At 48.9% G+C, this 24599-nt stretch carries 15 protein-coding genes and 1 pseudogene; 12 read left to right on the top strand and 4 right to left on the bottom strand.

Translation table 11 applies throughout. The features are described 5' to 3' along the window. Positions 1-640: 640 nt before the first annotated feature. On the bottom strand, positions 641-1978 hold the full coding sequence (locus ACN0YH_RS08420; protein ID WP_417379123.1) for a DUF1501 domain-containing protein: 1338 nt from the start codon (positions 1976-1978) through the stop codon (positions 641-643). 190 nt (positions 1979-2168) lie between these two features. Between ACN0YH_RS08420 and ACN0YH_RS08415 the strand changes: the two are divergent. From ACN0YH_RS08415 to corA, 4 genes and pseudogenes are all read left to right on the top strand, one after another. Further along, positions 2169-2911, top strand: a pseudogene (locus ACN0YH_RS08415) (integrase core domain-containing protein); the annotation flags it as partial. 448 nt (positions 2912-3359) lie between these two features. Continuing rightward, entirely contained in the window at positions 3360-4475 is a 1116-nt protein-coding gene (locus ACN0YH_RS08410) for a transporter substrate-binding domain-containing protein (RefSeq protein WP_417379122.1), read from the top strand. 1 nt (position 4476) lies between these two features. Beyond that, a complete protein-coding gene (locus ACN0YH_RS08405) occupies positions 4477-5634 on the top strand; it encodes a transporter substrate-binding domain-containing protein (RefSeq protein WP_417379121.1) in 1158 nt (385 codons plus the stop codon). Positions 5635-5722: 88 nt separating this feature from the next. Next, the gene (gene corA, locus ACN0YH_RS08400) at positions 5723-6811 is read left to right on the top strand and encodes a magnesium/cobalt transporter CorA (RefSeq protein ID WP_417379120.1); all 1089 of its coding nucleotides are present in this window, start codon (positions 5723-5725) and stop codon (positions 6809-6811) included. 228 nt (positions 6812-7039) lie between these two features. Here corA and ACN0YH_RS08395 read toward each other — a convergent pair whose 3' ends face one another. Then, complete coding sequence (locus ACN0YH_RS08395) at positions 7040-8383, bottom strand: hemolysin family protein (RefSeq protein ID WP_417379119.1); 1344 nt, start codon at positions 8381-8383, stop codon at positions 7040-7042. A 208-nt stretch (positions 8384-8591) separates the two neighbouring features. Here ACN0YH_RS08395 and ACN0YH_RS08390 point away from each other — a divergent pair, with 208 nt between their 5' ends. The 4 genes from ACN0YH_RS08390 to ACN0YH_RS08375 are packed head-to-tail and all read left to right on the top strand — an operon-like array spanning position 8592 to position 13924. After that, entirely contained in the window at positions 8592-8939 is a 348-nt protein-coding gene (locus ACN0YH_RS08390; RefSeq protein ID WP_417379118.1) for a hypothetical protein, read from the top strand. Beyond that, entirely contained in the window at positions 8932-9477 is a 546-nt protein-coding gene (locus tag ACN0YH_RS08385) for a sigma-70 family RNA polymerase sigma factor (protein ID WP_417379117.1), read from the top strand. The genes ACN0YH_RS08390 and ACN0YH_RS08385 overlap by 8 nt, the downstream gene beginning before the upstream one ends. Next, positions 9474-10844, top strand: coding sequence for a FecR domain-containing protein (locus ACN0YH_RS08380; protein WP_417379116.1), 1371 nt, complete (start codon positions 9474-9476; stop codon positions 10842-10844). The genes ACN0YH_RS08385 and ACN0YH_RS08380 overlap by 4 nt, the downstream gene beginning before the upstream one ends. Before the next feature lie 2 nt (positions 10845-10846). Beyond that, entirely contained in the window at positions 10847-13924 is a 3078-nt protein-coding gene (locus ACN0YH_RS08375; protein WP_417379115.1) for a WD40 repeat domain-containing protein, read from the top strand. Positions 13925-14575: 651 nt separating this feature from the next. Here ACN0YH_RS08375 and ACN0YH_RS08370 read toward each other — a convergent pair. Then, a complete protein-coding gene (locus ACN0YH_RS08370) occupies positions 14576-15550 on the bottom strand; it encodes a Gfo/Idh/MocA family protein (protein WP_417379114.1) in 975 nt (324 codons plus the stop codon). Between the two features lie 527 nt (positions 15551-16077). Here ACN0YH_RS08370 and ACN0YH_RS08365 point away from each other — a divergent pair. Then, positions 16078-17361 (top strand): DUF1552 domain-containing protein, encoded by a 1284-nt coding sequence (locus ACN0YH_RS08365; protein WP_417379113.1) that lies wholly within the window; start codon positions 16078-16080, stop codon positions 17359-17361. A 2-nt stretch (positions 17362-17363) separates the two neighbouring features. Beyond that, positions 17364-19883, top strand: coding sequence for a DUF1592 domain-containing protein (locus ACN0YH_RS08360; RefSeq protein ID WP_417379112.1), 2520 nt, complete (start codon positions 17364-17366; stop codon positions 19881-19883). A gap of 375 nt (positions 19884-20258) precedes the next feature. Here ACN0YH_RS08360 and ACN0YH_RS08355 read toward each other — a convergent pair whose 3' ends face one another. Beyond that, positions 20259-21875 carry a peroxidase family protein gene (locus ACN0YH_RS08355; RefSeq protein WP_417379111.1) on the bottom strand — a complete coding sequence of 539 codons (1617 nt, stop codon included), beginning with the start codon at positions 21873-21875 and terminating at the stop codon, positions 20259-20261. Positions 21876-22616: 741 nt separating this feature from the next. Here ACN0YH_RS08355 and ACN0YH_RS08350 point away from each other — a divergent pair. Both ACN0YH_RS08350 and ACN0YH_RS08345 read left to right on the top strand, forming a co-directional pair. Further along, positions 22617-23642 (top strand): DUF1559 domain-containing protein, encoded by a 1026-nt coding sequence (locus ACN0YH_RS08350; RefSeq protein WP_417379110.1) that lies wholly within the window; start codon positions 22617-22619, stop codon positions 23640-23642. Positions 23643-23760: 118 nt separating this feature from the next. After that, positions 23761-24528: a hypothetical protein gene (locus ACN0YH_RS08345; RefSeq protein ID WP_417379109.1), complete on the top strand. Its 768-nt coding sequence runs from the start codon at positions 23761-23763 to the stop codon at positions 24526-24528. Positions 24529-24599: the final 71 nt, after the last annotated feature.

Below are 24599 nucleotides of genomic sequence, written 5' to 3'. Positions count from 1 at the left end.
TCCGTGGCCTTTTGTTTTCGTTGTGTGAGGGAATGAGATGTGCACTGTTGGGCAAGCCAATATCGACACCCGGTTGATTATATTCTACTACGAAAAAATCGAAATTACACGAAAAAAGAGATCTGGTTGGCTGCTTCATTCTGAGTGTAGAGTACACGATATCAATCGTATTATTGGTCGTCTGATCATGGCAACTGGTGTTTTTATTGTGGCTGGTGTTTTATTGCCTGTTGCATTGTTTTCAGGATGTTTGATTTCCTGTTCGAGGATGAATCTTAAGGAAGGACATGTGGGGATCAAGAGGATTTTGGAAACGATGTTGCGATACAGGTTGATACAGGGCCGATCTATTGCGATGTTGAGGCGGTGCCGGGATGAAGCTTTGCGATGTGTGGCGACCCGCAGGGTTACATCACGAACGGGTGTGGTTTCAGGCAGTGCAAATCTGGAAAAAACAGGCTCATTTGCAGTGAAGATTATGAACAACTGGTGTGTGTTTCAGTGCACTGTAAACTGGTCACGCGCGCGACTCACTCAGACGCTTATTCTGGCTGGGAGCGAGGGGGAGTCAAGGGGAATTTATTCAGTGGAAATCAGACGGTTTGTATGACTGATGGGACTGACTATCTGCTCCCGTATGTCAAACGACCTCAGGGAGAGGGAGGTACCCACTATCGACCAGATACTGCGGTCGACCGGCGTGGTCTGGGAGTGTCAGTTGTTGTGCGTCGATTCCCATATTGTGGTACAGGGTCGCAAAGATTTCCTGGAAATGGACGGGACGGTCCTGCGCTTCGCCACCCAGCCGATCCGTGGTGCCGATAACCTGACCGGTTTTCATGCCTCCACAGGCAAGCAACGCATTGCAGACACGGGGCCAGTGATCGCGACCACTGTTATTATTAATCTTGGGTGTTCGCCCGAACTCACCCCAGGCGATGACAGTGGTGTCTTCTGCCATGCCCCGCTGATGCAGGTCTTCAATCAGGGCCGTGATAGCCTGATCAAAATCGGGGAAATTCTCTTTGGCCCGTTTGAAGTTACTGCCGTGCCAGTCCCAGAAGCTGTAACTCAGCGTCACTATCCGGGCACCCGCTTCGACCAGACGACGGGCGAGTAGAAACTGTTCATTCAGACGCGGGGCTGCGTCCCCCTGTTTGCGGGAAGTTCCTTTTCCATAACGTTCGCGAATCGCGGGGTCTTCTTGGGAAACGTCGAGTGCTTCCACGAGTCGTCCCGAGGTGAGCACGCCGAAAGCCTGTTCGTTGAAAGAATCGAGTCCGTGCATGGAGCCGCTGCTGTCGGCTTCGCGTTGGAACTGATCGAAGTTCTGCAGCAGGCGTTTGCGATCCTGCAGTCGATCCAGGGTGATACCGTTGAGCGTCAAATCTCCCTTCATTTCCCCGTTCGGATTGAAGGGCGTGTGCGACATGCCGAGAAAGCTGTTCTTCCCAAAGTTGTACGGGGTGTGCTGCATCTTTGGTGAGAGATTCACATAAGCAGGTGAGGTCGCCCGGGGATCGCCTTTCAGATGCGACAGGGCAGATCCCAGTTCGGGCCAGCCACCAGCAGGCTGGTTTCGATTGCTATGTCCTGTCATACATTGAAAGGAGGCATGTTGACCAATTGAGCCAACGAGAGAATTCACAAAGATGCATTTATCTGCGATCCGTGCCATTCGCGGCAGATGTTCGCAAATCTGGATGTCAGGAACATTAGTTGAGATGGGGGCGAATTCACCTCGAATCTCAGAAGGGGCATCCATCTTGATGTCATACATGTCCTGATGCGGTGGCCCACCTGGCAGGTAAATCATGATGATGGATTTTTGAGAATTGGTTTTACCCGACTGCTGCTCGGCTTTGAGTATTTGAGGCAGGCAAAGTCCGCTTAGACCCAGCGATCCGATTTTGATGAAATTTCGTCGCGAAACCTGATTACAGAATTTGTTCCCGGAAACATCAAAAATACTAAGCATAACCAACTCCAGGAATGAACCCTAACATGTTTGACTACGGTGGGGATAGCGGGGATCTTATGTGCGGATAGAGATAATAGGTAGCCATTCTAATTCTGGCCATGAGCTTTGTCCACGTCAGTCCATCAATTGGACTCTGAAAAGCTATGATTGACAGGCCAACTGCCTACGTGTCAGCATTCCCCTGATGTGCAAGAAACTGGGAATTCACCAGCAGACGTACTATAATAGGCGGCGGGAATACGGTGGTTTGCGGATGGATCAGGCCAAACGTCTGAAAGAGTTGGAAAAGGAAAATGCCCGGCTTAAAAAGCTGCTGGCAGAATCGGAACTGGATAAAGCCATTTTGCGGGAAGCCGCCTCGGGAAACTACTGAGCCCGTCGAAACGGAGTAAGGCGGTGAATTTCGTAAGAGATGCCTTGGGACATGATTGGGTTTCGGAACGCCGGGCCTTCCGGATGCTGACCGTGCTTGATGAATTTACCAGGGAGTGCCTGTGCATAGATGTCGAAAGGAGATTGAACAGTGAAAGCGTCCTGGAACGTCTGAGCGACCTGTTTGTAAGTCGTGGAGTCCCGGATCATATTCGCAGTGACAATGGTCCCGAGTTCACGGCAGAGCAGGTGCGGGACTGGCTTCAGAGGGTCGAAGTGAAGACCTTATTCATTGAACCAGGCAGTCCCTGGGAAAATGGTTACATCGAATCCTTTAACGGAAAACTGAGAGATGAATTGCTCAACGGGGAAATCTTCGATAGGTTATGGGAAGCCAAGGTGCTGGTCGAACGCTGGAGAAGAGATTACAACTCCATCAGGCCGCACAGTTCACTGGGCTACAGAGCCCCGGTGCCGGAAGCGAAGCTGTTCTGTTCGCCTGCTTCCGCTCCGCTTCAGCAGGCGAACAGAACAGCTATTGAAACAACAGAACACTAAGTCTTGTGGCTGGTGTCATTCGTGGGGGCAGGTCGGGGTAGGTGCAATGAACTAAGTATGATACGATATTTTCGAACTGATTCATCACATTTACAAAGATCGTTCGTTATGAGTTAGTCATTTTGTCAGGAAACAATCAGGTGTGTGTATGTGTGCATATACTTTCAGGAGCTTGGGGTTGAAGCGTAACGGGAATGAAGATCGATAAGTGTCCGACGCTTTGCCGGGGATTTATGTGATCTGTGATGGCAGGTGGGACTAGTGGAGTATCATTTTTTAAAATATGGGGTTGATAGATATCCCGAGAGTGCGACAACGGAGCATGTAAACAACACTCCCAACCCTCAATTTCTAGCTTGACAAAGCACTAGGCTATCGACGAAATTGCGGCAGAACGGGCGATTGAGTTTGCTGCGAGACTTAATTCGGCAATCGCGGATACATTAATATGATTGATTGGCTATTCCGAACCGTGTTGTTCACGACGATCGTGCTTACGGTATTGAATAGTTCATCAATGCTCTGGTCCCAGGAAGCGACACCTTTGAAAACGGAGCCGATTGAGGCCGGGGACAAGGTTGTACTGAAAGTCGGGACGAAACAAAGCCCCCCGTTTGCGATCAAGAACCCAGACGGTTCGTGGAAGGGAATCAGCATTGAGCTCTGGAAACATCTGGCGAATGAGTTGGATTTAGAGTATGAGTTTCAGGAACTTACTCTTGATGAGATGCTCGCGAAGCTGGAGGCAGGCGAACTGGATGCTGCAGTCGCTGCCATAAGCGTTACATCAGAACGCCTCGAACGAGTTGATTTCTGTCACCCACACTTTTCGACCGGACTGGGGATTGCGGTCAGTGCCCGGGACCGAACCAGTCCATGGATGGTGTTGCAGCGTATCGTATCGACTCGCCTGGTCAAACTCATTCTAGGTATGGTCGGCATTGTCATCATGTGTGGATTTCTATTTTGGCTGTTTGAGCGCAAGCGAAACGAAGCCATGTTCGGAGGGGAACGTCGACAAGGGATTGGCATGGGGGTCTGGTGGTCCATGATTTTACTGCTGGGACACAAGGGAATTGTTCCGGCAAGCAAGATGGGGCGTCTGCTGGCGACGATTGCAATGTTTGCCAGTATCATCCTGTTGTCAATACTGACTGGGGTGATCACTTCCGTATTGACCGTCCAACAACTCAACTCGGGAATCGATCGGGTGACCGATCTGCATCATGTCCGTGTGGCATCGGTGACGTCGAGTACCAGCGCAGAATATCTGCAGCAACGTCGCATTTCTTTTCAGAGTTACAATACACCGCGAGAAGCAATCCTGGCGGTCGATGAAAACAAGGCTAAAGCGGTGGTATACGACGCTGCCCTGCTGAAATATTTGGCAAGTACAGAATTCAGCAATTCCATTGATGTCCTGCCTGTTTTGTTCAACGTTCAGGAATATGCGATCGCGTTGCAGGCAGACAGCGTTCTTCGCAAACCACTTAATGAAGAACTTCTGCGATATCGTGAGAGCGATGCGTGGGGCGATCTTGTGTATCGATATCTGGGAGAATGACATGACGTATTTTCAATCTTGCCGGCAATGTCACCTCTTCCTGCTTGTTGTGTTAACAATGACGTCCAGCGGGCGCGGTCAAGATGGCACGCTGGAAACGAAAAATACCGACGATCCTGTGCAGCTGAAAGTTCCTGATAAACTCATCGTTGCGATTCGCGAGGTGCCGCCGTTCGCCATGCGGAATCAAGAAGGAAATTGGACAGGCATCAGTATTGCGCTTCTTCGTGAGATTAAAGTCGACCTTGAAAATGAGTCCGGTCACGAAATCGATATTGAATTCAAAGAGTACCCGCTGGCCGAAATGCTGACTGCGGTCGAAAAAAATGAAGTGGAGCTGGCAGCTGCTGCGATTACAATCAATTACGAGCGTGAGAAACGAATGGACTTCACGCATTCGTTTTATACCTCCGGTCTTGGGATTGCCGTCGGCTCGAATCAGCGGCGTTCCGGTTGGTCCGGGATCGTCGACGCTGTTTTTTCGAAAACATTTTTCCGCATTGTTGCCGGTCTGTTCTTCGCAATGCTGGTCAGCGCCGTCGGCATCTATTTATTTGAACGACGACAAAATCGAGAGCAATTTGACAAAGGCTGGGTTAAGGGTATCGCAGCTGGATTGTGGTGGGCTGCGGTCACACTGACAACGGTTGGCTATGGAGACAAAGTTCCCAAAACTCTAGGGGGCCGAATGATTGGCCTGGTTTGGATGTTCGCAGGCCTCTTCATCATTGCGGGTTTTACCGCTGCAGTGACATCTGCACTAACGGTGACCGAATTACGAGCAGGGATCAACGGCCCGGCAGATTTGTCTCGCATTAAGGTCGCGACCGTCGACGGTTCCACCTCGGCGGAATATCTGCGTTCACGACACATCATGTTCACCAAACATCCTGACGTGGATTCAGCATTGGCGAGCCTGGTTGCCAAAAAATGCAATGCGGTCGTGTATGACGCGCCCATTCTGAAGTATCAAGCTTACCAGAACTATTCGGGAGAAGTATTCGTATTGCCGGTTACATTTGAACGTCAGAATTACGCCTTTGCATTGCCGAGTGGCAGTCCCTTACGAGAGCCAGTCAATCGAGTATTACTTCGTCAGATATCCAGCCCGAGTTGGGATGAAGTGCTGGCGACTTACTTTGGAGAAGGGCAACAGTAACAAACTGACTTCGGCAAACCCAAGTGTCAGAAAGCTGATTGTCTGTCTCACTTAACGCGTTACCTTCCTCCAGTATTTGAGTGTCCATATGAACGCAAATCTATTTCGCAAGAAACATCCCAAGATTGGTGCACGTCCCGGAACGCTGGTGATTTCCAAAGAGGCACCACCCCCGAAGATATCGGTGATTCATTATTCTGAGTCAACACACAGCACGTCAACAGTAGAGAACCTCGACGAATTGAAGGGAGCCTTCGATGAAAATGAAGTGACCTGGGTAGATATCCAGGGCTTCGGCGATCGCAGTGTTATGAACAAACTTGGAACGATCTTCAACTTGCACCCGTTACTGCTGGAAGACGTCGTCAACGTTCCGCAGCGACCTAAGACCGAACCTTACGGCGACAAGTTGCTGGTTGTCATTCGTATGGTGCAAATGGGCAAAGACGAACGCAACGGTGAACCAGTAGTAGACATGGAACAGGTCAGCATGGTGATCGCGAAAAACTATCTGATCACATTCCAGGAGAAACCCGGTGATGTTCTTGACTCCGTTCGAAAGCGACTGGTTTCCAATAAAGGGATTATAAGAAAAAGTGGCGCCGACTATCTTGGATATGTAATTGCCGACACGATCATTGATGCTTATTACCCAGTGCTGGAAGTGATCGGAAATCACTTGGAAGCACTCGAAAGCGACGTGATAGAGAACCCGTCGCCCTCAGTAACAGGCGAACTAAACCGGCTCAAGAACCAACTGATTAACCTGCGCCGAGCCATCTGGCCTCAACGTGAAGCGATCAATAAACTCGTTCGCGGCGACCACGGGCTTATCTCCGAAGATGTCTGCATATACCTTCGCGATACTTACGACCATTGTATTCAGACGTCGGAAGTCGCCGAGATGTATCGAGAAATGGCGAGCAGTCTTATGAATACCTATCTGTCGGCGGTTGCCAACCGCACAAACGAGGTAATGCGGATTTTAACCATCATGGCGAGTATTTTCATTCCATTAACGTTCATGGCGGGCATCTACGGTATGAATTTCGAACATATGCCTGAGCTGCATTACAAATATTCGTACACAATATTGTGGATCGCGATGGGAACCGTCGCGACAGGGATGCTGCTGTTTTTTTATCGCAAAGGCTGGATCTTTGAACGCAAGCGTTGAGTGATATCATTCACTGCAGCGTCTTCAGGAGTATCTGGGCTGAGCATAATAGAGCGAAGCAAACGTAATGGGTTCTGGACGTCCTGCTTCCTCAAGGATCTGGTGTTCACACAGGTAGCCTGTTTATCAGGCATCCCGTTTTGGCATCCACCATTCGACAACGACTTGAGCTTGTGAACTGTCGAAATTCCTGCCAGTGATGATGTACTTCTACATCATCACTTCCATTTATCCTGCAGAATCGCCGGACTCTTGTCTGTCAGCTGCGGGGCTCTCGTTCAAAGTGACTCGGACTCGTTCCGCTCGAGAGTTTTTTGTTTCCAGTACTTCAGCGACCGCATTTGTTAAATCAATACGGTCACCCGCTTCCAGAATTTGACCTTGTCGCGACATCAATAAGCCAGAGAATGTGTCAACGTCATCATCACCGCGGTAGATATTTAAGATCTTTTCCACTACATCAATCGGTGTGCTACCCTGAACAATAAACTGACCCGGTCCATCCGGTACGATATCAGGCGTTTCGAGGTCGAACTCATCCTGCACGGAACCCACAATCTGTTCGATCACGTTTTCCATTGTCACAATGCCGATAACAGTGCCATACTCATCCACAATGAATGCCATATGCTGGTGAGTCGCTTGAAAGTGCCGTAGAAGCTTGCTGATCGGCATATTTTCCGGAACCGTCTTGGGGGGGCGGGCAATTGATCGCAAGTCAAATTGATCATCCATCTCCGTCTGTCTGATCAGTTCTTTGATGTGAACGACTCCAACAACCTTATCAAGTGATCCTTCACAGAGTGGAAATCGGGTATGTCGTGAACGACGTACCTGGGTAAGACAATCGGATAGCGACTGGCCGACCAGCAGAATTTCAACATCGGTTCGTGGTACCATAATTCGGCGACTGATTATATCGTCGAATTCGAAGACAGCATCCAGAAGTCGATGTTCACTGCGAGTCAGGTCGCCGTGAATGTGGGCCTCTTTCAGCAATGTGCGAATTTCGTCCTCACTATGAGGTGTATCATGTCCAATGCCTTTAACCCCGAGATTCTTCAATATAATTGCCGTCATCCCGTTCAGGCTGATTAATAATGGATAGGAGAAGACATAAAAAAACTTCATGGGAACAGCGCACCAGAGTACCATTTTTTCGGGATGGCGAATGGCAAAGATCTTTGGTGCCTGCTCACCAATCACCAGATGAAGAGCCGTTATCAGACTGAACGCAATAGCGAAGGCAAATCCGTGAATCACCGCCGGTGATGTGACTCCCATTGCGCTAAATACGGGTTCAAGTAAACGGGCAAATGCAGGTTCGCCAACCCATCCTAGCCCAAGCGAAGCCATTGTGATGCCCAGCTGACACGCAGAAAGTGAGTCTTCCAGACGTTCCACTAACCAAAGAGCCGTCTGGGCAAAGGGTTTATTCTGCCGAACCAGTTCTTGGATCTGACTTCCGCGGACTTTTACAAGAGAGAACTCTGCAGCGACAAAGAAACCATTTAGAGCCACGAGAAAAATGGCTATTCCAACTTCAAGCAAATCAATAAGCCAGGAAGGCATCCGAGACTTTCAGAAAAATGTTGGATATCACAAAATCTCATAGGAAATAATGTGTATGGTTAACTGCGAACGTTAGCGAATTGAATATGAGCTTCTAACCGTTCACCAATGCAGATGACTTTATGATTACAGACGTGTAATAAAGATTCTGACACGCTTAGATTACAATCAATCTTATAGAAGTCAATCAACTGGGTCAGAAAAGGGATTGAATCTCACTGCCTTCGACAAAAATCTTTCGCTGATACTTTTTTCGCATCCAGGTGCTGAAAGTTCCACTGGGATGTTTCTGGTGCTTTCTGGAGGGATATACCGCCTGATGTGCTGGCAACTGACCTTCCCTACGTTTCCGGATCCATGCGGAATGCGAGAAATATTGTTATCTTGTATTAAGGAAAAAAGCAGATTTATGAAGCGAAAATGCGACACACCAGAACCTGTTACCTTCCTTTGGGAACAGAAAAATTTAGATAAAAATCAAATATCCATGGAAATTGCCGTGGGATATTCCAGTCTGAGTACATTTCCTTACAGACGGGATAACCAGAATGAATGACGATGACAATCAAGCGGCAAAAATGGAATCCGAGGAACATGTCCGGTTAATCGCTCAGGCACAACGAAGGGTTTACGCATTCATTTTCTCTCTCGTCGGGCATTCGACAGATGCAGATGACATTCTGCAGGAAACGAACGTGATTTTGTGGCGAAAACGGGAGACGTACGAACGTGGCACTAATTACTTCGCGTGGGCGTTTGCAATTGCCCGTCTCCAGGTTCTGGCACATCGATCACGCCAGGATCGCAGGGGCATGACATTTGATGACGATTTACTGGAGGAGATTGCAAAGGCTGCCAGCACTGAATCCGAGCAGTATGACCGTCGTAACATCGCGCTGCAGGGGTGCCTGCAAAAGCTCACTTCGATTCAGCGAGACTTGATTACCCGGCGATATCAGCCAGACGGTGCAGTCAATTCTTTAGCTACCGATATTGGGAAAACGTCCAAGGCAGTCTCCGAGTCTTTGCGGCGCGTACGTGAGAAATTACGCCATTGTATTGAGCGGACGCTGGCTGCAGAGGCGCGCCCATGAGTCAGTTTACTCAGCCGAACGAATGGTCGGTTCTGCTCAACGCAATGGCAGATGACGAACTGACAGCAGAACAGGAACGACGGTTTGTGACACTTCTGCAAGCCGATGAGGAATTTCGTAAAGAGTATGTTTGTTTCTGTCAGCTACTGACTCAATTACGCTGGCAGAATGACGTTGAACCCGAAGAAACGTCTCCCCCAGAGCGTCAGGTTTTTCCAGTTCGTTCAGCCCGCCTCTTGAGGGGCTGGTGGCAAACCTCGCTTGCGGTGGTAATGATCCTGATGGCCGTCATCGGCTGGCAGAGGTGGAATGGATCAACTCAGAATGCATCGGGTCAATTAGTCCGTGTTTCCGGTCGGGTTGGGATTATTCGAAATAAGCAGCCTATCTTGTGGATTTCCCCGGAAGAAATCAGCAGTAATCCTCAACCACTGCATAGCGGAGATCGCGTGCAGACCGGTCATGGCAGTTCGGCGACTCTAATATTAAGTGATCAGACCAGGATTCGCATCCGACCCGAAACAGAGATTATCGTACGTCCCCGCTCAACTGGAGGAATCAGTGTTCCGTTCGGAAGCATTAGCGCGAAAGTGACACCCCAAAGTTCCCGGCATCCACTCTCGTTTTTTTTACCCAATGCAGAAGTGCAAGTCCTGGGAACCGAACTTGAGTTGCTCTCAGCATCTGGGCACAGCGAGATTTCTGTATTAGAAGGCAAGGTCCAGGTCACGCGGAACTCTGACAGATCAAAAAGGTCGGTATCAACCGGGCAATTCCTGCCTGTGATGGATTCAAAGCCACTTTCCGTAGTGGACTGGCCGCGTCCCCCAGATGAATGGAGTGTCGATTTTGAAGGTGGCCTCCCGGTCGGCTGGGAGGGGAAAATGGTGAGTCATTCGCTTCCGAGAAATTCTGCAGGTGCCATCAGATCCGTTTCCATTCTGCAGAACCAGCAGGTGGTTCAGAATATACGGACCCCCCTCAGCCCATCCGGGCTGTTTTTCTGGCACGAAGATTCCCTGCTCAACCTGACATTCAAAATTGAACCCCCAGGCTGGTTTCACATTTATCTGCACGCGAGAACCTATAAAGATCCTCAACCTGTTTTGACTTACTGCTACGTCGATTTGAGTCTCTGGCAGAATCAGCCCGGTCAATGGAGGACAGTGAGCATTCCGTTGTCCGAATTTCGTTTACAGACCTATACCCAAGACAAACCGTCGCTGGGTCGTGTCCCATTACAAATCTCTTTCAGTGGTGAAACCGAAAATGATGGTTTCATGATTGATCGCATCTGGGTCACTCGTGGTGATAACACGTCCCTTAAAATCCAAAATGGTGTTCAATCAGCTAATGGCATGAGGTAATCATGAGATTTCATATCAGCAATCGAAGTCTATTCCTGATCCTGGGGTTGTTGGCCCTGCAGGGATGTAACCGCACAGGGTCTGACGTAGATACGCCTGCTTCTCAGCCGAAGGTGACTGCCAGTCCCAGTGAGATACAGCCCCAACCGGAAGCGAATTCCAGCAAACAAATCTCAGTCTCCCAGGCGACACAAGATTCCACCCTGTCTCCAACAGGAAATGATGTTCCGAGTTCCCCACCGGCTCTCATTGCTCTGGCTGATACTTCCCGAAACGTCGGTCCCGGCTATTTTGACGGGAAGCATGATGCTGTTGTTTATTCTGCCCCACGTGTCGAAATGCTAAATGTATCGCCCGATGGACGATATACCGTCGTCAGTCGACACATCAATTCAGAAGGATCACTGTTACAGGTGTGGGATATTCAGTCCGGACGATTGGTGAAGGAGTACCATGAACCGTTGGGCGTGACAGCCGTGGCATTTGCGCCAGACTCTCAGTTGCTGGCTTATGGAGCGAGGGATCGTACCGTTGTACTGCAGCCGTTACCAGAGGGGCCGGGCAAACGCATGGTGCAGCACCGATTATCAATCGGGGGACTCGACTTCTCGCCTGACGGGAAACGGCTGGCAAGTTTGGGACACGATAACCAGCTCTTCATCTGGGATGTGGAAACCGGAAAATTGATTTCCCAGGCAATTGATGGAGAGGGTCGCTTTGCCTCTGATGTCAAATTCGTAGCATCAGATCGGCTGTGGACACTGGGGACTGACGACAAACTGCGCTGGTACAACTTTACGGACAATACGCTCGTTTTCAAAAATGAAGTCAAACTGCCGAAAAATACTTGGTTTCAGACTGCAGACGAAGAAAGTCTCTTTTGTCGATTCCCGGATCACAGCCTGCACGTACTTTCTGCCTCCACGGGAAAAGATTCGATGTCTCCCCCATTCCAGCCGACCCTTCCTGAAAAAAACAGATTGAAGCCATCACAAAGAATAACTACCGTCGCTGTCGCCTCGCGGTCACACGATTTTGCATTTGCGACAGCGGATGGGACAGTCACATTTGGAAAACAAACGAAATCCGAACAAGCAGAACAAGTGAAACTCGAGACTTCTGTGATCGCCCTGTCGACCGATCAGGAGGGCCGGTCCTGGATCGCTGCGACGGAAACGGGGGATCTGCTGGTAATCAGTCGCGATTCATCGGCTGCACTCCGTTGGTTAGAAAAACAGGAACCCCATGGTCCGGTCGTTGCTCCGCGATTGAGTTCGGACGGCAGGATGCTTGTCTCACTGAACGTCGCAGACAACATCATCAGTACGGACATCGAAACCGGTCTGGTAAAGGAGCGAATTACTTTCCCTGAACGGGACGAGATGAACAACAAAAAATATGTGACCACGGTTCTGGCTGATCGCAACCAGATTTACTGCGGCACAAGTGTCGGCAAGGTTGAGGTATTGGATTTGAAGACGTCCTCTTTGACATCTGGCATCCCCGTATCCAGATCTGGATCTGCAATCACATCACTGGCACTGGCTCCAGATGGAAAACAGTTACTGGCAGGTGATGCTGTAGGGAACACGGTCTGGATCAATCAAGGAAATGATTCTCCCCCGGTTTCTAAACAAGCTCACAAAGGCCGGGTCAGGGCGGTGACGTTTTCACCTGATGGTCGATCGGCTGCCTCAGCCGGCGAAGGTCGCACTGTTGTGATCTGGGATGTCGCCCTACAATCCAAACGTTTAATTCTGAATGGCCATGATGGTGTTGTTCAAGCACTGGCATTCAGTCCTGATAGCCGCTGGCTGATCAGCGGTGATCGACAGGGAGAACTCATTCTCTGGGATACTCAACAGGGTAAACAGATCTGGAATGTGACGATACGCGCCGCAAGTTTGCAGCCACAAGATCAGGCAGTGGGAGCCGAGGTCGCAAAGTGGCCGGACGCGTTTCCTGACCAGGGGATAACGTCTGTTGCATTCAATTCGGATCAGCATGTGCTGGCGGTCGGTACGGTCACCGGATATTTTCAGACATTTGATCTTGTCAAATATCGGGAACTGTCCACGGTCTTCGCAGGAGGGCCGATCAGTGACTTGAAATTTGCCGATGACAGTTCGTCGCTGCTGATTTCGCTCGTTCCAGGCGAGGTTATAAGATGTTGGCAGTCCCCGAAACCGGCTCGCATGCTCTCCGGTCACGATGGCTATGTGCGGTTTGCGGCACTCGATGAATCAGGACTGCGGGCCGTGACTGGCGGTCATGACAGACAGCTCTGTATCTGGGATGTCGATCACGAAAAGAAAATTCAAGCGCTTGACAATGGGGAGGTAATTTCAGCGGGCGCCCTTTCACCAAATGGACTGCAGGCTGTCACGGTCGGTTTCGGGACCGGAGTGATCTTCTGGGATTTAGAGCAGATGAAACGACTTGACAAACGATATGGCCATAAAGGTCGCATCTGGACGCTTGCCTTTTCTCCCAATGGGAATCAAGTTGCTTCGGGATCTGAAGATAAGACCGTCAAAATCTGGGACTTTGCAACACGGAAGACAAAGTTCACAATTCCCCATGACAGTGCTGTTCGCTTTGTTAAATATTCTCCTGATGGTAAAAAACTGATGACCAGTACTACCAATGAACATGGTTGGAAATTTCCAGGCCATTTTCAACTCTGGGATTCAAGCACTGGGAAATTGATTACGGAGTTTAAAGGTCATCGAGCCAGTGTGAATGCTGCAGTGTTTAGTGGAGACGGAACTGAAATTATTTCATGCGGTGCAGACGGTCAGGTCTGCCGGTGGAATGCTTCCACCGGAAATCAGTTGAGTAGCGTTATGCGTCGGAATGGTGTGTCGCATCTAGCCTCCTTACAAGATAGCCGATTTCTAGTCATGCAAAGATTCAGTAATGGCGTGTTTATTGATGATGTCGGCTCACTGGATCGTCTGTCAGAATTCAATGTTCCGACGCGATCGATAGGAGATCTCAATGTCTCGTCTAAAGGCAAGCGGATCATCGCTGGCACACAAGAGGGACGTGTTTTTGTGTGGGGTATTAGCGGAGAATAAGCCTTACCGCCGTTTCACCTTTCAGCATACACTGGCCATATCACAGGACGTGTCACTATGAACCTTGCTGTTTGGGGGGATGTAGTTTACTGGTCCTGTTATTGAATGGGGTCGCACAGCAGTAGTTTCTGCACAGGAAAAAACAGGACAAGTAGGTGGAAGCAAAAACAATGGCTCGCAAATCACGAATTGCAAGAGTTGGCTCTCTGAACGCTGATTTGCTGCCAGCCTTTCCGTAGGGTGGGTACTCTAATAATGGATTGATTCTGTTATTCGTTAAGGTCTATTATCAGGCGTTAATTCGTTAAGGCAAAAACGAATGCCATAAATATGATGAGCTACTCAGTAAAATAAGTATCCTCAGCCAGGACCGGTTGGTCGTGCGCAGTTTGTGATTTCCAACGGCGATTTTATCTTTATCCTGAAATCGTTGCTCTATTAACTTATAACTGCCATGTCAGGAGGCGTTGATACCCTGCGTTTCAGTGCCGTAGGTAATGGACTATTCCCAGGAGCCAAAGCACGCGAAAATATCTGGAATGTCGTACCAAACAGCAGTGAAGTTACCTACGATTGATATTGAGTGACCTGCGGAAGGGGGACTCGACTGTTAAACCTGGAGAGCAGCAGGATTAATCGCCATTCTGCAGGTTAGACAAATGCATTCAGCTTCTCCATCCAGCGTTGTACCTGCATTGCATCTGAGTAGGTTGCTCCTGTGGGCACTGCTTCCATTTTACGCACAACACGACAGAAGCAACGTAACTCCTCAGCCATCATCCCGCTGGGTGGGTTGGCACGCACTTCCAATGCCAGGGGCCAGGATGCTTCACTGTCCCAGACAGAGATCGGTCGTGGGTTAGGTTCAATGCGAGCAGACCAACCCACACCAAACACTTCAGTTCTGTCAAACCCGCGTGGCGGCATTCCTGCGGGAGTTAAATATGAGGCAGCAAACGATGCCACCGGACCGCCGTTCCACTTGAGTTGTGCCAGAGCCAAATCAATGTCGCCTGTAGCAGTCCGATGAAATTGTGCACTGAAATGATCCGGTTCCGCACAATCGAGTAGCACCTGTGTCGCGTACAGGTCATGTACCATCGCAGCGTGTAATGGGTTCTCGCCTGGAAAGTTCTCAACGATGCTCGCCGGTCGATGTCGTACGCAATCAATATAAGAAATCGGGCCACGTTCGCGGGCAACTTCCCGCAACTGTTGATACTCACTGTTAAACAGTACGATGTGCCCAATCATCAGGTTACTGGAATCGGGCTGCACCAGTGGGGCAAGGCTTTCCGCTTCTTCCAGATGATCCGCAATCGGCTTTTCCAATAGTACTGCTTTGCCATGCTCGAGGAGTTCGCGCGCGACAGTCACGTGTGACTGCGTCGTACAGGCGACAACCCATGCCTCTGCATCAGACTCCTCAATGGCCTGAGTCAGATTGGTCCACCCTGGCACATCGGGAAGTTCTTTGCTGATTTTCGCAAGGCTCTCCTGCCGACGCGCCACCACCCCCACCAGTTCCGCTTCTGCCAGCCGAGATAACGTCAATGAATGCAATCGCCCAAACCGACCCAAGCCAATGACACCTATCTTCACCGGTTTAAAACTCTTCGCTGCCATCGGTTATCCTCAGGATATATTGATCTTTTGTTCGCAGAGAGACGCAATTTTGCAGAGGGCTTTACAATATAGGAAATCTAATTTCGCCATCAAGGCTCAAAGTCACTAAAATTATCAGGATAGAAACCAGGCGAGACACCGATTCTGTTAAATAGCCCCACCGATCAGTAAATTTTTCAGACATCGCATCTTTGATTCGATCGTACGCGTCTGGAATGGTGGTTTTTCTCTCTCTGGTGAGCTTATTGCTGCAACCACAAGTCTAGATAAGTTTTCCTGATCAATCTAATGCCGACAATTGTGCCGGATTCACAGCGCGGATCACAGGTGTTTTTTGGGTGACTTGCTGCAAAGATCCATGGTGTTGAGTCCCCGTTTCGGGTAATATTATATAGTCAGATTCCGGCTCTTGATTAATCTCTGGACGTATTGAAAATACGAATAGCCGCTTTTTGAAGCGATTTTCAAACGTCGAGACTTTTTAATAGGGCTCTCAGTTTCCTTTTGTCATTGAACAGACTGCTCGCATGAACAATACAATCAATCGCCGCCGATTCATTATTCGTTCCGTTGCCGGATCTCTGGCATTGCCTGGTCTGCCATCTCTGATGACTGGCTCACTTGCAGGTAATTCAACGATTACCGAGTCTCGCGGGGCGGGGGCAGGTGCTCAAAGGTTTGTCGCCGTTGGTAACTTACTCGGTTTTCAACAGAAGCATTTTTTCCCTGAGAAAGCAGGCAAAGCGTTTGAAGAGACGCCGCTGCTCAAGCCTCTCGCAACGAATCGTAATCAGCTCACGGTGTACCGCGGACTCGATCATGGACTTCGCGGTGGTCACTTTGCCGTGCATACATTTCTGTCGGGATTGCTCCATCACGAGTCCAGGAACCGTACAGATGGCAACGTCACCCTTGATCAATTCATCGCTGATGAAGTCGGAAATCAGACACGATTTCCGTCGCTCACGGTCGGCTCTGAAGGCGGTATCCACGGTGGTTGTCAACTCTCATGGACGAAGTCAGGAGTTCGGGTTCCTCCGATTACGGGGCCGGCGGAATTATTCGACCGACTGTTCATAGCGGATTCACAAAAACTTCAGGCACAGAAAGTAAAGGAGAATTCACTCCAAGAGTCGATTCTTGATTCGATTCACGATGAGGCTCGTTCTCTTTCAAAACGAGTGAATAGTGAAGACAAAGCGAAACTCGATGAGTATTTCAGTTCCATTCGTGATGTTGAAAAACGACTGAAGCTCCGCCAGGTATGGGCTGATCAACCTAAGCCGAAGCCCCCATTCGACAAGCCGGCCGATAAGAACACCGTTGAGGACCTGCCCATGCTCTACGAGTTGATCGCTCTCGCGTTACAGACGGATTCAACGCGTATCGCAACTCTGGAAATTGGCGGCAGCTTTTTGCCACAACATCTGGGTATTAATAAATCCTATCATGGCCTGTCACATCACGGTAATGATGAAGAGTCGGTCGGGCACCTGGTCACTCTTGAGCAATATCAACTCAAACAATTTGGGAAATTTCTGACCCGTCTGGATGGCATACCAGACGGGGAGCAAACCCTACTGGATTCGACCGCGGTACTGTTCGGCAGCGGCATGGGGAATGCGAACTCGCACACCAACTCTGACTTACCAATCATTCTGGCTGGAGGTGGGTATGGTACTGGCGAATTCAAGAAAGCCCCCTCGAAGGGTTCAGGCAAGGTTCCGCTGTGTAATCTCTTTGTCGATATTGCTCAGAGAATGGGCATTGAGAAGGAATCATTCGGAACGAGCACCGGAAGGTATTCCTGACGATGACTACGCAGTACTGTGAGATGATCCGGATGAAAGCATTTCGCGCCGTTTGCGGAATAACGATCTGTGTTTCTGTGCTGTTGCCTTGCTCTGCGGAAGAGACGCAGCACAAACACAATCCGGCGGTCACCAGACTTTTGGGCAAATTCTGTCTTCAATGTCATGACCGCGCAACTGCTGATGGCGAGCGCGAGTTTGAATCGTTCTCACTACCGATCAAATCTGAACAGCAACTGATCACCGCCGATGGAATTATCGATCAGGTCACTCTGCGGAAGATGCCACCAGAAGACGCGGACCAGCCGACCGATGAAGAGCGTCTCATTTTAATCGGTGCTTTGCGAGATAGCATCCAGGAAGCTCGAAGCCAATTTGAGAGCACTGGGGGGCGCACCATCATGCGTCGACTTTCCAATCGCGAATATGAAAACACCCTGGCTACTCTGTTTGGCCGGCGTGTCGACACGCTGGGATTAACTGCGGACTTCCCGAAGGAAGTGACCAGTCAGCACATGGACAATATCGGTGAGTCGCTGGTGACTTCCGGGTTCCTGTTGGATCAGTATTTTCAGGCAGCCTCCCGACTGGTCGAGGCGCGTCTTGGCAAACCTGCGATGAAACCCAAATCGTGGCACTTCACTGATAATTTTAAGCAGTATGAAGAACTGTCGGGGCCTCATCGAAGTGTCTTCAAATATCGATATCTATGTCTCTACGAACAACCCAATACAGATACGCGTCAAGGTGGCTATGGACACATCGAAGATTTCCTGGCAGGTGTTCCGGTCTCAGGACTTTATGATATTAAAGTACATGCGCAAGCCATGCACCGTGATACTCACTACGATCCCAAAATATTCCGCATCGACTTTTCAGAACCATTTCAATTGGCCGTTGTTCCCGGTGATGTGACGAAAGGACATATTCATTATCCCCAGGCGATCGAACCGATCCTGGCAAGCAATGTTGTTCCGGATGATAAACCAGAGTGGTTGAACTTTCGCGTCTGGCTTGAAGTGGGACAGACACCTCGGTTCATTTTTCCAAACGGACCTTATGAGTCGCGGGCCTCGGTCATCTCACTCAACAAACGCTATAAAGATGAATTTAAAAATCCGACTGCAGGCGTCAGCCGTACTTCTCTCCTTCGCGAGGGGGCACTGCCACATATCAAGATCGGCGAAATTAAAATCCATGGTCCGATTACAGAACCTGTCGGCAGCAAAGAAGAAGTCGCGGTGTTCGGGAAAGATGGGTTTCAGGAAGATCATGCTCTGGAACAACTCTTTGTCTTTGCGAAAAAAGCCTATCGGCGTCCGTTGCATGAAACCGATCAACGGCGGATCAAAGCCCTTTACGAGCAGCGATTGTCCGAGCAGGCTACGCCACGGCAAGCGGCTCTCGATACATTGAAGATGATACTTTGCTCTCCCTCGTTTTTGTACCTCAGCGAGATCACTCCAGAGGATGAACGCGAGTTGCACCCGTATGATCTTGCCTCCCGCCTTTCCTATGCTCTATGGGCCGCACCGCCTGATAAAGAATTGTTTGCCGCGGCCGCTTCTGGTCGCTTGAAGGAAAAGGATGAATTAAATAAGCAGGTTCGACGCCTGCTTAAAGATCCACGTTCTAATGAATTCGTCAATGGCTTTCTTGACAGCTGGCTCAATCTTCGAACAATCGGTGATCTGCCTCCACCACGTAAAGCTGCGTGGGAATACTACGCTCAGAACTTGCCTGAATCGATGAAACAGGAGGCACGATTATTTTTCCGCTCCCTGCTTGACGAGAACGGATCTGTGGCGAAGTTTCTGGACGCTGACTACACTTTTATAGACAAGAAACTGGCTGATCTTTATCGGTTACCAGAGAAAGACACGCTACGATTGGATGATGGGTTTCAGCGGGTCAAGCTCACAAAGACCAAACAGCGAGGAGGTTTGTTAGGCATGGCTGGCGTGCTGACGGTCAGCGCTAATGGCGTTGATACTTCTCCGGTAACGCGTGGTGTCTGGGTTCTCGAAAATCTGCTGGGAACTCCACCACCGCCTCCGCCTGACGAAGTGCCTGCTATTGAGGCTGATGTCAGTGGAGCTAAGACAATTCGTGAGAGACTGGCAAAACACAGCACGGACCAAACGTGTTACGTCTGTCATCGAAACATCGATCCACACGGTCACGCACTTGAATCATTTGACCCCATCGGTCGATGGCGAGACAAGTACCCCAAACTTAAAGGAAAAGGAGTCGGTCCCAACATCGATCCGACAGGCAAACTTCCTTCTGGAGAATCATTCACTGATTTTGCCAGCTTTAAGCATGTGCTGCTTGAAAACCGACTTGATCAGTTCACCCTCTGTCTGATCGAAAAACTGCTCACCTACTCAACCGGACGACAGATGGAACGGTCCGACCAGTTCGAAATCGAAGACATACTCGAACGTGTGAAAGCCAAACAGTACGGACTGCAAACAATCGTGCTCGAAGTCATGACTTCCCAGATCTTACGATCGCGATGAAACTCAGAGCAAAGTTGCATCGGGTACTATTAGACTGTCGCCAGCCAAGACGCATAGCCAGTCGGACATTTGCGTGACGTGCAAATCACTCTTCCAACACTTCGCGTGGGACCAGATTCATGAAGCGATGAATGCGGAAAGAGGGGATTCTCTGACCGCTGATGAATCACAGGGTTTCCCGTTGGTACGTCGCTATAAAAATCGTTTATTCGACCATTTGCCATAAACGATTATCCGGTATTAATTCAATTCAGAAAAAGATGAATACCATAAAACTGATACCTGGAGATTGCGGTGTGGGTGACGATCTGGATCGCAGGTTCATGATCAGCGAGTAATTCTCTGATGACGCAACGATCGAACTGCCTCAGGGAATCAGGAGACCCGAAACACATCTTCCTGGATCCTGGTGATAAAAGTGTTTCTCTTGATCACGTCGGCCAGGCGCGTGGCTTTCAATTTCTTGATTTCATTCGTTGTGAAGCCGCTGACTTTCTGGTTCTCATACCAGAATCGATCCCCATTTCGAAGCCGCAGAAACTGCTCCTTGATGATTTCTGAAAACAATGGCCCCACAATGGAACCTTTTACAGGAGACTCACAAAGCCCGCCGATCCACAGATCGATGTCGTTGATATTAGTGCCATATGCCTGTTTGAGACGATTGAATCGACTTTCGTCTTTGACAATATTAGCCAGTTCTTTCATGTTTCGAATTTTCTTCAGCCCGTAGTCTACTCGGCACTGGTTATAAGTGGGCAACCCATGATCGCGTCCACGTTGAATATTGATTGCAGCCAGATCCATCAGCATGCCGGAGTGATCAGGATCATTCAGTACGCGGAACAGATTGGAACGGACATCTTCAATCGTCTGTGCGTTAATTTGTTCCATTCTGGTTTGGGCCAGACCTGCCAGAAAGCCATCTATTCCCCGCTTTACGATTTGTTCCGGTTTCCAGAAAACCTGGTCCAGGCGAATAGTCTGCTCATTTCCTCCGCACGGGCAGGCAATCAAGAGTTTCGAGTGCAGCATATCATGACCGAGCCGATAGGCGGCTGTCGAAAATTCATTTGCAATCGAAGCGTCAAGCGTATCGTCATAGCCCCGATATGCAGGAATCGCCTTTGGGCCAAGAACTGCGGGGAGAAACTCTTCAAATGTAATCACTTGTTCCAGCGCGGTGACATAGCGACGAGCACGCTGGTAAATCGCTTCGTCCCGGCCAAGAACCATGATTTCATGTGCAAGCTGAGCACTACGATCACGGGCGAGTTCATCACAAATCCGATTATGTTCACGGAGAAAAAGCGTATGTAGACAAGTTAAAATATTATGTTCATTCGCGCGAACATCGCCTGCCATGAAGAATTTATCAGGCGATTCCTTGATGCGCAGGGGACCCCTGGCGTTTACGATGTGCGGAGTATTAAACGGCAGTAGATCTCCGAATTTCCCTTTCGTCATTTTGAGCCGACCGGTCCCGTCGAGAGCACGCAGGGCGATCGCACGTTCCAGACTTGATCCAAAAACATTACTGGCATCAATATAAGCAGACAAAACATTGACCTGCTGACGTGGCATCCCTTTCACTCCGGTTCCCTCGGCGATACGAGAGCGACGAAAGGGAATCATTGAATTAGGTAGCACGGAATCATCGGCAGGGACTTTGATATTTGCTTCTTCCGGATCGTTATTCCTGCTGCCGGTTTCTGGCCTCTCAGACTCAAGTGACAGATCAATTTCGTGATCCAGAAATTGTCCCCAGGCCCACATAAAGCTTGATAAGACAGGATGCGGTTCCGGGAGAGGAAACTGTGGCGTACAAACCGCATTGCTGATTTTACGAGGATTAGGGGCGTCGCGTAGTTGTCCAATCCCATCTTTGTAATTCGGTTTCGTTCGATTGCGCCTCAACGGCTCACCGGACATGCCCCAGTTCGGGTTCGTCTCATTATTGTTCGATCCATCAAATGATCGGATCTCGATCATTCGGGGAGAGGCTTCTTTGTTAATACCGTAAATTATGTGTCTGGGTTCAATCGTAGCCATCAAAATTACTTTCTATTTAGTGATTATGAAATAGAAAATCATAGTTTGAAGAAAAAAATGTTAAGCGACAGCTTTCCCCTGTTTCACGTGTATCAAACCTGCGGGAATCCCTGAAGACTGGCAACATCGAATTTCGCTTGAGTAAAGCCATCCCCCCCTTAATGGTGCTGATGACTGCAGCTGTACTCAATTATGAAATCAGCTCCCTTATTCAACAGTTAGATTTTCTGGGTCTCGTAGCACACCACCAGCAGAATGCTGATGTGATAAAGCAGTCTCGTACTGCAGGACATGAAAGGCACAAACAGGATTTACCTAAACAGTTAATCTACCTGGGATAACGGCTTTATTTTGAGAAATAATTTAGTGACAGATTTGAAGATAGGCTTCTAAGAACAGAACCGTCATGCGGACCAATTACATGTCATAAAAAAAGGTCTGAAAGAAAAATAGATAATAATCGCTCTGAGTTGATCTGAAATCGATTTATTTTGCGGTATTCAATTGGTGGAAGTATCGTTCCCGAGTCGAGATTGGATTTTCAGAATTAAACCTGCTGTAACCAAGAATCAGAGGTAGTGCTCTCACAGTTAAATCTTCAGGGAAGTCCTTGTTATTCGAATCTAAACACCACATAATATTCCTGGAGTGGATAAGCGTACAACTATAAGGGCACTGGTTATGATAAGCACACCTGATCAAAGACGTGGATTTTCACTAATCGAACTGCTTGTAGCAATCTTTATAATCGCAATATTAATTGCCTTGCTAATTCCGGCGATTCAGCAGGCACGCGAGGCAGCCAGGCGTGCCCAATGCAAAAATAATCTCAGACAAGTTGGTCTGGCACTTCAGAACTATCATAGCGCCTTTCAGAATTTTCCACTGGGCGTCAGAAATCAGAATTTGGGATTCGGTTCCAGCTGGTGGGTTGGCTTGCTCCCTTATCTGGAATATGGAGCACTTTATAATCTGTACAACCATGATATCGCCAGCTGTGGATTCAACCCCCTGAATCCGGCTCTCACAGCGGATGTCAATATGACGGTCATGCTGTGCCCGTCCAGCCCACTGGATGAGAGGGTCAACGGTGTTCTATTGCCGAGTATCAATATGACGATGCCGCATTATGCCGGCATCTCTGGCGCGACAAATACCGGCACTGTTTCAGGGAGTAAGATTTCATTTTCAGACGATCTCTTTCCCGCTTCATCAAATTCCATGTGTTGCTTGCCTTACCTGGATGGCAGAGTTTCAGCCACAGGCGTGCTCGTTCCGAATCGAACTGTCGCGATTCGAGATATCACAGATGGTACATCTAATTCAATTGTGGTGGGGGAAATTTCCAGTACTGTTTTAAAATCTGGAGTGCATATCCGCGTGGATGCGGGTAATCCCAGTGGCTGGGCCGCTGGGACTGTGAATGTCGGGACGCCTCCGCTGTTGCTGGGGCCCGGTGGTTTCACGCCAGCCTTCCCTGTATTTAATCTGACAACAGTTCGCTACCCCATCGGCACGAAGGATGGGGGATTGCCAGGGATTCATACTGACGGGGGGCCTAACAACCCCTTGATTTCTGCTCACGGTGGAGGGACGCAATGTCTGCTCACTGACGGCTCAGTACGTTTTCTGAGCGAAAATATGAATCTGGAGACTTTAAAGCTTCTATGTACCCGTAACGACGGGAAAGTGCTCGGAGAATTTTAACCAGTTAAGGAGTGAATCAGAAATCAAAAACTGAAACCGGAATTGTCTTTGAAGAGTACTCATTTATCCGAACAAAGAATCCTGTGTTTCGCATGATTCAAAACGAAAAGGGCCAACTATGATGAACCGTTTTAAACTCACTATTTTTATGGGAACCTGTCTGTTGTTCTTTTGCCTGGCAGGTAATGCTAAGATGAGCATTGCCCAGGAGAAGAATAGTATTGCCCAGGAGAAGGAGAAGGAGCCAAAGCTGACCACCTGTGTCTGTAATCAGGTTCGCCTCGCGCCCATTGGTGGAGATCTCTGGATGTGGATGGCCTATAAGTATGAGTATGATTCAGACTGTAATACTGCTACTGCTGTCTCAGTAATTGAGTATGATGATTACAACGAAACTGAAACCTATCCACAAGAATTATGTGATGGATCAGGTGGTTGTGGCTCATGCGCGACAGCATTAGTACTAAATAAGAAAGTCCAGAAAAATAGCTCTACGGAACCCCCCATCGCTCACTATATGCATTCTTTGCCAGCTAGTCCGACAGCAAGGTTTGATCTTTATCCCCCTGAAACTAAGCTACATTACGATATTATAGAAACACGTATTTTGCAGTTTGGAAAACCTATGACGGGTGTAAAGTATGCAAAGGTATTTTTCGTATGTGCCTCGAAATTTGAAAATCCAACCGAACAATCTGATGCGTACTATTTCTGGTATGGATTTGAAGTGTATGAAAAATCGGACAAGATTCCAGTAATGCTTCCCTATTCTTATACCAAGAAAAGAGCTGACTATTACTTGGCTGATGGTACTGAAGGTAAATGCCGTGAATACGCTTTTATCAATTATGCTGGTTCCCAATTCCTGATCCGATTTAAAGATTAAGGCAAGCCTGAAGATAGAAATTCAGACTTCCAGAATCAGATAAAATCTAAATAGTGACTTGAGATAATATC

This window comes from Gimesia sp. (assembly GCF_048262075.1).
Lineage (GTDB): Bacteria > Planctomycetota > Planctomycetia > Planctomycetales > Planctomycetaceae > Gimesia.
The sequence above is the reverse complement of the archived record's forward strand: the minus strand, read 5'-3'. Positions and strand labels throughout refer to the sequence as shown.